The 12,638-nt window shown below is 71.7% G+C and carries 11 protein-coding genes; 7 read left to right on the forward strand and 4 right to left on the reverse strand.

What is annotated here, in order from left to right; genetic code table 11:
* Position 1: 1 nt before the first annotated feature.
* From BIV28_RS14090 to BIV28_RS14100, 3 genes are read right to left on the reverse strand one after another with little or no spacing between them, the layout of a single operon-like run.
* Entirely contained in the window at positions 2 to 928 is a 927-nt protein-coding gene (locus BIV28_RS14090; protein ID WP_083707352.1) for a carbohydrate ABC transporter permease, read from the reverse strand.
* Between the two features lies 1 nt (position 929).
* Positions 930 to 1,823, reverse strand: coding sequence for a carbohydrate ABC transporter permease (locus BIV28_RS14095; protein WP_076262846.1), 894 nt, complete (start codon positions 1,821 to 1,823; stop codon positions 930 to 932).
* Positions 1,824 to 1,839: 16 nt separating this feature from the next.
* The gene (locus BIV28_RS14100) at positions 1,840 to 3,189 is read right to left on the reverse strand and encodes an ABC transporter substrate-binding protein (RefSeq protein WP_076262848.1); all 1,350 of its coding nucleotides are present in this window, start codon (positions 3,187 to 3,189) and stop codon (positions 1,840 to 1,842) included.
* 318 nt (positions 3,190 to 3,507) lie between these two features.
* On the opposite strand from BIV28_RS14100, the gene BIV28_RS14105 reads away from it, so the two are divergent.
* From BIV28_RS14105 to BIV28_RS14135, 7 genes are read left to right on the forward strand one after another with little or no spacing between them, the layout of a single operon-like run.
* Positions 3,508 to 5,499, forward strand: a complete 1,992-nt coding sequence (locus BIV28_RS14105) for a beta-galactosidase (protein ID WP_076262850.1) — start codon at positions 3,508 to 3,510, stop codon at positions 5,497 to 5,499.
* A 2-nt stretch (positions 5,500 to 5,501) separates the two neighbouring features.
* On the forward strand, positions 5,502 to 6,284 hold the full coding sequence (locus tag BIV28_RS14110; RefSeq protein WP_207555993.1) for a DeoR/GlpR family DNA-binding transcription regulator: 783 nt from the start codon (positions 5,502 to 5,504) through the stop codon (positions 6,282 to 6,284).
* A complete protein-coding gene (gene galT, locus BIV28_RS14115) occupies positions 6,281 to 7,390 on the forward strand; it encodes a galactose-1-phosphate uridylyltransferase (RefSeq protein ID WP_076262856.1) in 1,110 nt (369 codons plus the stop codon). Before BIV28_RS14110 ends, galT begins: the two co-directional genes overlap by 4 nt.
* A complete protein-coding gene (gene galK / locus BIV28_RS14120) occupies positions 7,387 to 8,571 on the forward strand; it encodes a galactokinase (protein ID WP_076262861.1) in 1,185 nt (394 codons plus the stop codon). Before galT ends, galK begins: the two co-directional genes overlap by 4 nt.
* A gap of 17 nt (positions 8,572 to 8,588) precedes the next feature.
* On the forward strand, positions 8,589 to 9,902 hold the full coding sequence (locus BIV28_RS14125) for an MFS transporter (RefSeq protein ID WP_076262862.1): 1,314 nt from the start codon (positions 8,589 to 8,591) through the stop codon (positions 9,900 to 9,902).
* Positions 9,899 to 11,347: a pyridoxal phosphate-dependent decarboxylase family protein gene (locus BIV28_RS14130; protein ID WP_076262863.1), complete on the forward strand. Its 1,449-nt coding sequence runs from the start codon at positions 9,899 to 9,901 to the stop codon at positions 11,345 to 11,347. Before BIV28_RS14125 ends, BIV28_RS14130 begins: the two co-directional genes overlap by 4 nt.
* Before the next feature lie 10 nt (positions 11,348 to 11,357).
* A complete protein-coding gene (locus tag BIV28_RS14135; RefSeq protein ID WP_076262865.1) occupies positions 11,358 to 11,891 on the forward strand; it encodes a hypothetical protein in 534 nt (177 codons plus the stop codon).
* A gap of 93 nt (positions 11,892 to 11,984) precedes the next feature.
* Here the strand turns inward: BIV28_RS14135 and BIV28_RS14140 are convergent, their stop codons facing one another.
* Complete coding sequence (locus BIV28_RS14140; RefSeq protein WP_076262866.1) at positions 11,985 to 12,629, reverse strand: superoxide dismutase; 645 nt, start codon at positions 12,627 to 12,629, stop codon at positions 11,985 to 11,987.
* Between the last annotated feature and the right edge of the window lie 9 nt (positions 12,630 to 12,638).

A 12,638-nucleotide genomic window follows, 5' to 3' on the forward strand; every position in this document is an offset into this window, starting at 1 on the left:
GTCATCCCTTCGTCGCGCCGAGCGTCAGGCCCGCCACGAAGTGTCGTTGGAGCACGAAGAAGATCACCAGCGTAGGCACCGCGATGATGATCGACCCGGCCGCCACGAGGTTGTTGTCGGTGAAGAACTGGCCCTGCAGGTTGTTGAGCGAGCTCGTCACCGGGTACTTGTCGCCCTGCTGGAGCAGCACGGTGGCCCAGAAGAACTCGTTGTAGATCCACGTCGTCTGCAGCACCGCGAGGGCGGCCAGGGCCGGCCGGCACAGCGGCAGGGTGATCTGGAAGAACTGGCGGGTCACGCTCGCGCCGTCGATGACGGCCGACTCGTAGAGCTCCCGGGGGAGTGCCTTCATGTAGTTGCTGAGCACGAAGGCGCAGAAGCCGGTCTGGAAGGCGACGTTGACGAGGATGAGCCCCTGGAAGCTGTTGAGCAGGGTGCCCGACTCGCTGAACCAGAACGGCACCTCGATGGCGCGGAACATCCGGTACACCGGGATGAGCAGCGCCTGCGGCGGCAGGAGGTTGGCCGCCATGAAGAAGCCGAGCAGGGCGAAGTTGACCTTCCACGAGAAGCGCGCGACGACGAAGGCGACGCACGCCGACAGGAACAGCGTCAGGAGCACGGCGGGGACCGTGATGATGAACGAGTTCCAGAAGTGGAGCGCGAAGTCGCCTCTCTCCCAAGCGTTCTTGTAGTTGTCGAGGGTGAAGCCACCCCACGACACGTAGCCGTTGCGCGCCGTGTACGCGTAGTCGCGGAAGGAGTTGACGAGCGCGAGCAGCAGCGGGAAGAGCCAGATGAGCGAGACGACGGTCAGCACGAGCGGCAGGAACCAGCGGCGTCCTGACGTCGGGCCGCCCTCGCGCGGCTGGACCCGCGACCGGGTGCGCTCCTGGACGGTGTCTGCGGCGTCGGCGGTGACGGACATGTCAGTCCTCCTTCATGGCGATGCGCAGGTAGACGAAGACGAGCACGCTCGAGATGGCGAGCATGATCGTGGCGAGCGCCGACCCGAAGCCGATGCGGCTCGCCTCGCCGACGACGTTCTGGGTGACGAGCGTCGAGATCATCTCCAGGCCGTTGCGCCCCTTGTTGATGATCCAGACCAGGTCGAAGGCGCGCAGCGACTCGATGAACGTGACGATGAGGACGATGATGTTGATCGGCCGCATCACCGGGAAGACGACGCGGAAGAACGTCGTCGTCTCGCTCGCGCCGTCGATCTTGGCGGCCTCGCGCAGCGACGGGTCGACGCCCTTGAGGCCGGCCAGGTAGAGCAGCATGATGTAGCCCGAGTGGCGCCACGTCGCCGCAACGAGGGCGGCCCAGAGGTTGACGCTGGAGTCGCCGTACCAGTCGGTCTTGGTGTGCAGGACCGCGTTGAGCAGGCCCTGGTCACGGGAGTAGATGAGCTGCCAGATGAAGCCGATGAGCGCCAGCGACAGCACGACCGGCAGGTAGATGCTCGTCTGGTAGAACCGCGTGCCTGCCGCGCCGCGGTCGACGAGGACCGCGAAGAGCATGCCGAGCGGCGTCGCGACGAGGAACATCACGGCCAACCAGATGAGGTTGTGCTGGATCGCCGGCCAGAACGGCGGGTAGATCGACGTGACGTCGCGGTAGTTCTGGAGCCCGACCGACTTGATGCCGGAGAGCGGCCCGATCCCGTCCCAGTTGGTGAACGAGAGCAGGACCGAGCCGATCGCCGGGATCCAGACGAGCCAGAGGACCAGGAGGGTCGGCACCGCCACCATGAGCGCGATGACCACACGGTCACGCGCCGACAGCTGGTCGATGCCCTTGTACCTGCGTGTGCTCGCCATGGTGAGTCGCCTCCTGTCAGGACCCGAAGATGCTCTTCTTCTGGGCCTGGATGCTCGAGCAGAGGCCGTCGATGTCCTTCGGGTTCTTCAGGAAGGTCTGCAGGGCGGGGATCATGACCGTCGAGGCGAAGTCCGGGCGGGTGTCGCGGTCCATGAACTGCGCGATGGACTTGGCCGACTGCACGTACTCCTTCGACTTCTTCTGCAGCGCCGTGTAGCCGCTCGTGTCGGCCTTGTCGTTCGTCGCGATGACGCTCGGGTCGGCCTTGAGCGCCAGCAGCTGGGCCTCGGGCTGCGAGATGTACTGGAGCAGCTTCTTGGCCGCGCCCTCGTTCTTGGGGCGGGCGCTCATCATGTAGCCGTCGATCGGCGCCTCGATGGCGTCGGTGCCGATGGTCGAGTCGACCTCGGGGAAGGTGAAGAAGTCGAGGTCGTCCTGCTCCGCACCCTTGCCGAACTGCTGGGCCAGGAACGAGCCGAGCACGTACATGCCGGACTTCTTCTGCTGGAGCGACTGCGCCGCCTCCTGCCACGTGCGGCCGAGGGCGTCGGGCTGGTGCAGCGGGAGCAGGCCGGCCCAGGTGTCGAAGACCTTCTTGACCTTGGGGTTGGTCCAGTCCTCCTTGCCGGCCATGAGGCTGACGTGGAAGTCGTAGCCGTTGACGCGCAGGTTGAGCTGGTCGAAGGTGCCCATGGCGGGCCAGCCGTCCTTGTCGCCGAAGGCGATCGGGGCGAGGCCGTCCTTCTGCATCTGGGCGCCGAGGGTCTTGAGGTCATCGAGGGTCTTGGGCACCTCGTAGCCCTTCGCCTGCCAGAGGCTCTTGCGGTAGAAGACGGCCCACGGGTAGTTGGTCATCGGCACGAAGTACTGCTTGCCGTCGGCGCCCGTCGAGGCCTTCTTCAGGGCGTCGCCCATGCCGGTGATGCCGGACCAGACGTCGGAGATGTCGCCGGCGAGGCCCTTCTCGGCGAAGAACTGCATGCGGTAGCCGGCGAACCACGTGAAGACGTCGTCGGGCGAGCCCTGCAGGTAGTTGTTGATGTTCTCCTGGAAGGAGTTGTGGTCGACGGTGTTGATCTTGACCGTCGTACCGGCGTTGGCCTTCTGGAAGGCGTCCATGTAGGACTGCACGGCGGCCTTCGGCACGGCGTCGGACTGGTTGGAGCCGACGGTGACGGTGCCGGTCACGGCCCCGGTGGGCACGCCGCTGCTGCCCGAGTTGCTGCCGCAGGCCGCGAGGCCGCCGGCACCGAGCAGGGCGCCGACGCCGACGGCGCCGCGCAGCAGGGTCCTGCGGTCGATGCCGCGAACGGAGGGGGGAACCATGCGAGCGAGGTACTCGGCCTCGGTGCTCGGGCGGGTCATTGCGGTCTCCTTTGACGCTTGCCTGGTGTGGTGCGGACGGCTTCAGAACGAACACTGACGATCAGAACCGGCCAACAACAAACATGAGAATCCCGAGCGCTGACACTTCTGTCAAGAGGACCGGACATAAAGATTCGGCCGAGAACCTTGGACAGGCCATGCTCGGACCACGCTGGGACGGTGCGTGTTCCGGGCGGTGCGGCACCGCCCGAAGCCGCGCTCGAGGAACGGCGACTGTCGTGGCGACCGGACAACCCGAGCGAGCGGACGTGTTTGAAAATGTTGACATCGCTCACGTCACCGGCCACGCTGGGCGACATGCGATCCTGGCCGACGAAGACCCTCGCCCTCGGCGGTGACTACAACCCCGAGCAGTGGCCCCGTGCCGTCTGGGACGAGGACGTCGCGCTCATGCAGCGGGCCGGCGTCTCGTTCGTCAGCCTCGGCATCTTCTCGTGGTCCTGGCTCGAGCCGGCCAAGGGCGAGTACGAGTTCGAGTGGCTCGACACGGTCATGGACAAGCTCCACGCGGGCGGCATCGCCGTCGACCTCGCGACCGCCACCGCGACCCCGCCGCCGTGGCTCTCGGCCGCGCACCCGGAGATCCTGCCGGTCGACGTCGACGGCCACACGCTGTGGCCGGGCAGCCGGCAGGCGTGGTGCCCCACCTCACCCGTCTTCCGCGAGTACGCCCTCGCCCTGACGCGGCAGCTGGCCATGCGCTACCACGAGCACCCGGCCCTGGCGATGTGGCACGTGTCCAACGAGTACGCCTGCCACAACCTGCCCTGCTACTGCGACGAGTGCGCGCGCCACTTCCGCTCGTGGCTGCAGCGTCGGTACGCGACGCTCGAGCGCCTCAACGACGCGTGGGGCACCGCCTTCTGGAGCCAGCGGTACACCGCGTGGGAGCAGGTGCTGCCGCCGCGTCGCTCGACGACGTTCAACAACCCGACCCACGTGCTGGACTACAAGCGCTTCTCCTCCGACGCGCTGCTCGACTTCATGCGCGCCGAGCGCGCCGTCCTCGACGAGTGCTCCCCCGGCGTCCTCGTCACGACGAACTTCATGACCCTGGCCCACTTCCGCCACCTCGACTACGCGCAGTGGACCGACACCGTCGACGTCGTCAGCACCGACCACTACATCGTCGACGCCCTGGCCCACCCGCGCGCCGAGCTGGCCTACAGCGGCGACCTCACCCGCGGCCTCGCCGGCGGGGCGCCGTGGATGCTCATGGAGCACTCGACGAGCGCCGTCAACTGGCAGCCGGTCAACCACGCCAAGGCCCCCGGCCAGACGATCCGCGACGCGCTCGCCCACGTCGCGCGCGGCGCCGACACCATCGGCTGGTTCCAGTGGCGCCAGTCGCGCGCCGGCGCCGAGAAGTTCCACAGCGCCGTCGTGCCGCACGCCGGGCCCGACAGCGCCCGGTTCCGCGAGGTCGAGGAGCTCGGCCGCATCGCCGGCCGGCTCGGCGAGCTCGTCGGCAGCCGCGTCGAGTCGCGGGTCGCGATCCTGCACGACTACCAGGCGATCTGGGCCTCCGAGGGTCCGTGCCTGCCCTCCTCCGACCTCGACGCGCTCGAGGCCGCCTACGCCGTGCACCGCGTGCTGCACGACCGGGGCGTCACCGCCGACGTCGTGCACCCCGACACCGACCTCGGGCGCTACGACGTCGTCGTCGTGCCGCAGCTCTACGCCGTGACCGACACGGCGGCCGCCGCGGTCTCCGCCGCGGCCGAGCGTGGCGCCCAGGTCGTCGTCACCTACTTCTCCGGCATCAGCGACGAGGACGACCACGTCCGCCTCGGCGGCTACCCCGGCGCCTTCCGCGACCTGCTCGGCGTCCGCGTCGAGGAGTTCTTCCCCCTCGACGGCGACGAGACGGTCGCGCTGTCGCAGGGCGAGGGCACGTGGTGGAGCGAGGACCTCACCGCGCTGCCGGGCACCGAGGTGCTCTCGACGTACACGGCCGGACCGCTGTCGGGCCGTCCAGCCGTGACGCGTCGCGACACCGGCGGCGGCGCCGCCTGGTACCTCAGCACGCTGCCCGACGACGCGACGCTCGGCGCCCTCCTCGACGACGTGCTCGGCGCCGCGGGGGTCGGGCCCTCGCTCGCCGGGCTCCCCTCCGGGGTCGAGGCCACGCGTCGCGTCGGGGACGACGGCTCGTGGTTGTTCCTGCTCAACCACACCGGTGCCGCGCACGAGGTCGCCGCGACGGGGTACGACCTCGTCACCGACCGACGCGTCGACGGTGTCGTCGCGCTTTCCGCCGGAGCGGTCGCCGTCGTACGAGAGGATTGAGCGTGCTCGCCAGCCAACGCCGAACCGTCATCCTCGACCTCGTCGAGGGCGAGGGCGCCGTCCGCGTGTCCGACCTCGTCGAGCGGCTCGGCGTGTCCGACATGACGATCCGCCGCGACATCGAGCGGCTCGCCGGCGACGGCCTGCTCGAGCGCGTCCACGGCGGGGCCCTCGCCATCGGCGGCACGCGCTCGAGCGAGGAGCCGGGCTTCTCGGCCAAGTCGCACCTGCAGCTGGCGCAGAAGCAGGCGCTCGGCCAGCACGCCGCCCGCCTCGTCGGGCCGGGCATGGCCGTCGGCATCTCCGCGGGCACGACCACCTACGAGCTGGCCCGCGCCGTCAAGGACGTGCCGCAGCTGACCGTCGTCACCAACTCCGTGCCGGTGGCGCAGCTGCTCCACGAGTCCGGCGCCCCGGGGCAGACCGTCGTGCTCACCGGCGGCATCCGCACGCCGTCGGACGCCCTCGTCGGGCCGGTCGCCGTGTCCGCGCTGCGGTCGCTGCACTACGACGTCCTCTTCCTCGGCGCGCACGGCGTCGACGACCGCGCCGGCCTCACGACGCCCAACCTCGTCGAGTCCGAGACCAACCGGGCCCTCATCGCCTCCGCCCGCACCGTCTGCGTCCTCGCCGACGCCTCGAAGTGGGGCACTGTCGGGCTCAGCACCTTCGCCGACCTGCAGGACGTCGACGTCTTCGTCACCGACGCCGGCCTCGGCGAGCGCGCCCGCACCGCCCTCGGAGACGCCGTGGGCTCCCTCGAGATCGTGGAAGCCACCTCATGAGCCACCGCTTCACCACCCGCACCCTGGCCGACGGCCGGGAGATCATCTACGTCGACGAGCCGGGCACGCCGGAGCGCACCGCGCCCGACCTGCGTCCGGTCGAGCCGCGCGTCCAGTCCGGCGAGGTGCGCTACGACGCCCTCGTCGACGACTGGGTGGCCGTGGCCGCGCACCGGCAGAACCGCACGTTCATGCCGCCGAAGGACGAGTGCCCCCTCTGCCCCGCCTGCCGTGGCACGGCCCCCTCGGAGATCCCCGAGTCCGAGTACCAGGTCGTCGTCTTCGAGAACCGCTTCCCGTCCTACGCCGTCGAGGCCGCCGGCTGTGAGTCCTCCACCGCCGCAGGGCTGCTCGACACGCGTCCGGCCGTCGGGCGGTGCGAGGTCGTGTGCTTCACGAGCGACCACGAGAGCTCGTTCAAGGACCTGTCCGTCGACCGCGTCCGCACGGTCGTCGACACGTGGGCGCAGCGCACCGAGGCCCTCGGCGCCCGGCCCGAGGTGCAGCAGGTCTTCGCCTTCGAGAACCGCGGTCGCGAGATCGGGGTGACCCTGCCGCACCCGCACGGGCAGATCTACGCCTACCCGTACGTGCCGGCCCGCACCCGCCAGCTGCTCGACGCCGCCGAGCGCCACCTCGAGCGCACCGGGCGGCTCCTCGGCGCCGACCTGCTCGCGGCCGAGCGCGAGGACGGCTCCCGCGTCGTCATCGAGGGCAGGCACTGGACGGCCTACGTGCCGTTCGCGGCCCGGTGGCCGGTCGAGGTGCACCTTGCGCCGCACCGCGACGTGCCCGACCTCGTCGCCCTCGACGACGACGAGCGAGACGACCTCGCGGCCGTCTACCACGACCTGCTCGGCCGGCTCGACCGCTACTACGTCGCCGAGGACGGCTCGCCGGTGGCGCTGCCGTACATCGCGGCGTGGCAGCAGGCGCCGGCCAAGGTCGGCCGCGACGCCTCGCGCCTGCACCTGCAGCTCATGTCGGTGCTGCGCGGCCCGGGGCGGCTGAAGTACCTCGCCGGGTCCGAGTCGGGCGTGGGCGGCTGGGTCAACGACGTCGCACCCGAGCGGGCCGCGGCACGGCTGCGAGAGGTGGCTCCGTGAGCTCCCGCGAGCCGGCGCAGGTGATCGAGAGCGTCCGGGCGCACTTCGCCGAGCGGTACGGTCGCGAGCCCGAGGGTGTGTGGTCGGCGCCCGGGCGCGTCAACCTCATCGGCGAGCACACCGACTACAACGGCGGGCTCTGCCTGCCCATCGCGCTGCCGCACCGCACGTACGCGGCCGTCGCCACCCGCGACGACGGCGTGCTGCGCGTCTGCTCGCTCCAGAGCGAGGCCCCGGCGGAGGTCGCGCTCGACGACGTGTCCCCCGAGCGTCCCGGGGGCTGGGCGTCCTACGTCGCGGGCGTGCTGTGGGCCCTGCGCCGGGAGGGCCACGACGTGCCCGGGCTCGACGTCGTCATCGACTCGGTCGTGCCGGTCGGCGCGGGCCTGTCGAGCTCGGCGGCCCTCGAGTGCTCGGTCGGCGCTGCCGTCAGCGACCTCGCCGGGCTCGGGCTGCTCGACGGCGCCGACGCGCGGGCCCGCCTCGCCCAGGCGTGCATCCGCGCCGAGAACGAGATCGCCGGGGCACCGACGGGCGGCCTCGACCAGTCGGCCGCGCTGCTCTGCGACGAGGCCACCGCGCTGCTGCTCGACTGCCGGTCCTGGCAGACCGAGCCGGTGCCCTTCGACCTCGCCTCGGCCGGCTACGCCCTGCTCGTCACCGACACCCGCGCGCACCACGAGCTCGTCGACGGCCAGTACGCCGCGCGTCGCGACGCGTGCGAGGAGGCGGCCCGGATCCTCGGCGTCGACACCCTCCGCGAGGTGCCGGCGTCGGGGCTCGATGCAGCGCTCGACCGGCTGCCCACCGACGAGATGCGTCGGCGGGTGCGGCACGTCGTCACCGAGATCGACCGCGTCGAGCGGGCCGTCGCGGCCCTGCGCGCCGGCGACCTCGACGAGGTGGGCCGGCTCTTCGACGCCTCGCACGCCTCGATGCGCGACGACTACGAGATCTCCTGCGACGAGCTCGACCTCGCCACCGACACGGCTCGACGCCTCGGCGCGCTCGGGGCCCGGATGACCGGCGGCGGGTTCGGCGGGTCGTGCATCGCCATCGTGCGCACGGACGCGGTCGACGACATCACGCAGGCCGTCGACGCGGCGTTCGCCGAACGGGGCTTCACCGCACCGTCGTCCTTCGCCGTCACCGCGGGAAGTTCGGCACACCGCGACGCCTGAGCACCTAGGGTGCGTCCATGACCCTCGCGTCGCCGCCGCTGCCCCCGGTCGTACGGCGTGGCTACGGCCTGGGGTCGGTCGCCACCGGCGCGTTCGGCACGGTGCCCGGCCTGCTGCTGCTGCCCTACCTGACCGACCACGTCGGGGTGCCGGCGGCCGCGGCCGGCGTCATCGTCTTCGCCCCCAAGGCGTGGGACGTCGTGCTCAACCCTGTCGCCGGACGCGTCAGCGACCGCTCGCGCCACCCCGACGGACGCCGCCGGCCCTTCCTCATCCGCGCTGGCCTGCTGCTCGCGGCGGCCTTCGTGCTGCTGTTCCTCGGCCCGTCGGCGCCCGTGTGGCTCGGGGCCGCGTGGGTCGCCGTCGCCTACCTGGCCTGCGCGACGGCCTACGCGTTCTTCCAGGTGCCGTACGTCGCGATGCCGGCCGAGCTGACCGACGACTACGACGAGCGGACCCGCCTGATGACGTGGCGGGTCGCCGTGCTCGCGCTCGCCATCCTCGTCAGCGGCGGCGCCTCCCCCGCGATCCGCGACGCGCTCGGCCCGGAGTGGGGGTACCGCGCCGTCGGGTTCTTCGTCGCGCTGCTCATCGCCGGCGGCGCGTACGGCGCCTGGCGCGCGACGCGCTCCGCCCACCTGCACGAGGCGGACGCCCCGACCGCACCGCTCGGCGAGCAGCTGCGGGTCGTGCGCGCCGACCGGACGTTCCGCTCGCTGCTGCTGACGTTCGTGCTCCAGGCCCTGGCCACGGGAGCGATGCTCGCCGGCGTCGACTACGTGGCGCGGTGGGTGCTCGGCACCCCGGTCGCAGCCACGCTGCTCTTCGTCTGCTTCGTCGGGCCGGCGCTCGTCGTCATGCCGCTGTGGCAGCGGGTCGGCACCGCGTACGGCAAGCGGCGCGGCTGGGTCGTCGCCTCGGTGCTCCTCGCCGCTGGCGCGCTGCTGCTCCTCGGGGCCCGGGTGCTGCCCGACGGCGCCGTCTACGCCGCGGTGGCCCTCGTCGGCGTCGGGTACGCCGGCGCGCAGATGTTCCCGCTCGCGATGCTGCCCGACGTCGCGACGCGCACCGGTGAGACCCGTACGCGCGCCGGCCTCTACACCGGCGTGTGGACCGCCGGGGAGACGCTCGGCCTGGCCCTCGGGCCGGGGCTGTACGCGGTGGTGCTGGCCGTCGGCGGGTACCAGTCGTCGGCGGGTTCGACCGTGGCGCAGTCCGACTCGGCCCTCACGGCGATCGTCGTCGGCTTCTCGGTGCTGCCGGCCTCGCTCGTGCTGCTGTCCCTCCTCGCGCTCCGCTCCTTCCCGTCCCACGAAGGGGGCACGCCATGACGATGGACCACGACGAGATCAGGGCGGCACTGGTCGCGATGCGCGGCCGCGACCTGCCCACGCACGGCGGCCGCACGCTCGCCTACGTCTACGACTCCGGTCTCGCCGAGGCCGACGCCATCGGTCGCGAGGCCCTGGCCGAGTTCGCCTCGACGAACGGCCTCGACCCCACGGCGTTCCCGTCGCTGCTCGCCATGGAGAACGACCTCGTGGGCATCGCGGGCGGGCTCGTCGACGCCCCAGAGGGATTCGCGGGCGTCGTCACCTCCGGCGGCACCGAGTCGATCCTCCTGGCCGTCCTCGCGGCCCGCGACGCCCGGCCCGAGGTCACCCACCCGCGGATGGTCCTGCCCGTCACGGCCCACGCGGCGTTCCACAAGGCCGCGCACTGGCTGCGCGTCGAGCCGGTGCTCGTCGACGTCGACCCGGTGACCAAGCGGGCCGACCCCGAGGCGATGGTCTCGGCGATCGATGCCGACACCGTCCTCGTCGTCGCCTCCGCGCCCTCGTACGCGCACGGCGTCATCGACCCCGTGACGCCGATCGCCGCCGCGGCGGCCGCGGCCGGCGCCCGCTGCCACGTCGACGCGTGCATCGGCGGCTGGGTGCTGCCGCACCTGCGCGCCACCGAGCCCGACCAGCCCGCGTGGACCTTCGCCGTCCCCGGCGTCACGAGCATCTCCCTCGACCTGCACAAGTACGCCTACACACCCAAGGGCGTGTCGGTGCTGCTCCACGCGTCGGCCGCGCTGCGGCGCACGCACCTGTTCGCGTCGGCACGGTGGCCCGGGTACACGATGCTCAACACGACGGCGCAGTCGACGAAGTCGGGCGGCCCCGTCGCCGCCGCGTGGGCGGTCGTCCACCACATCGGGGCCGAGCGCTACGGCGAGCTGGCCCGCACCGCCCGACGCGCCACGCTCGAGCTCGCCGCTGCGGCAGCCGGCGCGCCGGGCCTCTCCCTCGCCGCGCCACCCGACTCGACGCTGCTCGCGCTGACCACCGACGACACCTGCGACGTCTTCACGGTCAGCGACGAGATGCTGGCCCGAGGGTGGTTCGTCCAGCCGCAGATGCGGTTCGGTCCGCTCCCCCCGACGCTGCACCTCACGCTGAGCGCGGCGACGGCCGCGTCGACCGACCTGGCTGCGCGCGACCTCGCCGACGCCACGGCCGCGGCGCGCGCGTCGGGGCCGGTCGTCGTCCCGGGCGAGCTGGCGGCGATGGCCTCGACCGTCGACCCCGTCACGCTCGACGAGGCGACCTTCGACGCGCTGCTCGCGGCCGCCGGGCTCGGCGGCGAGGGCGGCACCATCGAGCTGCCCGAGCGGATGGCCCCGGTCAACGCGCTGCTCGACGTCGTGCCACCCGCGCTGCGCGAGGCGCTGCTGCTCGGCGTCGTCGACCGCCTCGCCCGGCCCACAGGACCCACCGCCACCCCCTAGGGTCGCCGGCATGACTCGTACACAGGGGAACAGGGGACGAGCCCTCGGCGTCGTCGGTGCCGTCGGGCTGCTCGCCGGCTGCACGGCCGGACCGGGAGCGGCACCGACGGCCATCGGGCAGCGCACCGCCACGTCGTCGTCGGCCGCGCCGGCGAGGGAGCTGGCGTGCGGGACAGCGCCGAAGGCTCTCGTCGAGCGTGCGGCCACGTCGATCGCTGCCCATCCGGGCACGATCACCGGCACGTCCTACGTCTTCGCCGCGACGACCGACACGGGTGACTGGTACGTGCTCGGCCTCGACCGCACCTACGTCCACGACGACGGCAGCCCCGGCCTCGGGCCCGAGGGCGACCACTCGCGCTCGCTCGCGCTGACCAACGCGGCTCGCAGGACCGACGGCTCGGTGGCGATGATCCCGCTCAGTGTCGCCGTGTCGGACAGGCTGCCGGTGTCGTGGGACCGCGTGTCGTGGTCGGGCGAGACCCTCGCGGCCGGCAAGCGCGCGGCGGCCCGGGCCGTCGAGTGCCTCGACGCACAGGGCTGACTTCTCCAGCGCGCAGTCGCGTGGGGCGCCGTCCCGGGGACGACGGAGGGCGGCCACCCGTATGGGTGACCGCCCTCCCGCGTACGGCGTGGGTCAGGCCGGGATGATGAGGCCGGACGTCGCCTTGGCGCGCTCGAGGCGGGCCGAGACGTCCTCCCAGTTGACGAGGTTCCACCAGGCCTTGACGTAGTCGGCCTTGACGTTCTCGTACTGCAGGTAGAAGGCGTGCTCCCACATGTCGAGCTGCAGCAGCGGGATCTGGCCGACCGGGATGTTGCCCTGCTGGTCGAACAGCTGCATGATGTGCGGCCGCTGCGCGATGGTGTCCCAGGCCCAGATCGACCAGCCGGAGCCCTGGATGGCGTTGGCGTTGGCGTTGAAGTGCGCCTGGAACTTCTCGAAGCCGCCGAAGTACTCGTCGATCGCGGCCTTGACCTCGCCCTCGGGCTGGCCGCCGCCGTCGGGGCTCATGTTCTTCCAGAACACCGAGTGGTTGGTGTGGCCACCGAGGTGGAACGCGAGGTTCTTCTCGACGCCGTTGACCGCTGCGTAGTCACCGGACTCGCGCAGCTCCTCGAGCTTGGCGACCGCGGCGTTCGCGCCGTCGACGTAGGCCTTGTGGTGCTTGCTGTGGTGCAGCTCCATGATGCGAGCGCTGATGTGCGGCTCGAGAGCTGCGTAGTCGTAGTCGAGCTCGGGAAGCGTGTAAGCCACTTGTCGTTCCTTTCTGGAGACCATCCGGCTCCG

It is taken from the genome of Intrasporangium flavum (genome assembly GCF_001956915.1).
Lineage (GTDB): Bacteria > Actinomycetota > Actinomycetes > Actinomycetales > Dermatophilaceae > Monashia > Monashia flava.

Bases quoted from the DNA above. Each gene is read 5' to 3' on its own strand.
- BIV28_RS14090 (WP_083707352.1), bottom strand. From the start codon at position 928: ATGTCCGTCACCGCCGACGCCGCAGACACCGTCCAGGAGCGCACCCGG.
- BIV28_RS14095 (WP_076262846.1), bottom strand. From the start codon at position 1,823: ATGGCGAGCACACGCAGGTACAAGGGCATCGACCAGCTGTCGGCGCGT.
- BIV28_RS14100 (WP_076262848.1), bottom strand. From the start codon at position 3,189: ATGACCCGCCCGAGCACCGAGGCCGAGTACCTCGCTCGCATGGTTCCC.
- BIV28_RS14105 (WP_076262850.1), top strand. From the start codon at position 3,508: ATGCGATCCTGGCCGACGAAGACCCTCGCCCTCGGCGGTGACTACAAC.
- galT (WP_076262856.1), top strand. From the start codon at position 6,281: ATGAGCCACCGCTTCACCACCCGCACCCTGGCCGACGGCCGGGAGATC.
- BIV28_RS14125 (WP_076262862.1), top strand. From the start codon at position 8,589: ATGACCCTCGCGTCGCCGCCGCTGCCCCCGGTCGTACGGCGTGGCTAC.
- BIV28_RS14130 (WP_076262863.1), top strand. From the start codon at position 9,899: ATGACGATGGACCACGACGAGATCAGGGCGGCACTGGTCGCGATGCGC.
- BIV28_RS14135 (WP_076262865.1), top strand. From the start codon at position 11,358: ATGACTCGTACACAGGGGAACAGGGGACGAGCCCTCGGCGTCGTCGGT.
- BIV28_RS14140 (WP_076262866.1), bottom strand. From the start codon at position 12,629: ATGGTCTCCAGAAAGGAACGACAAGTGGCTTACACGCTTCCCGAGCTC.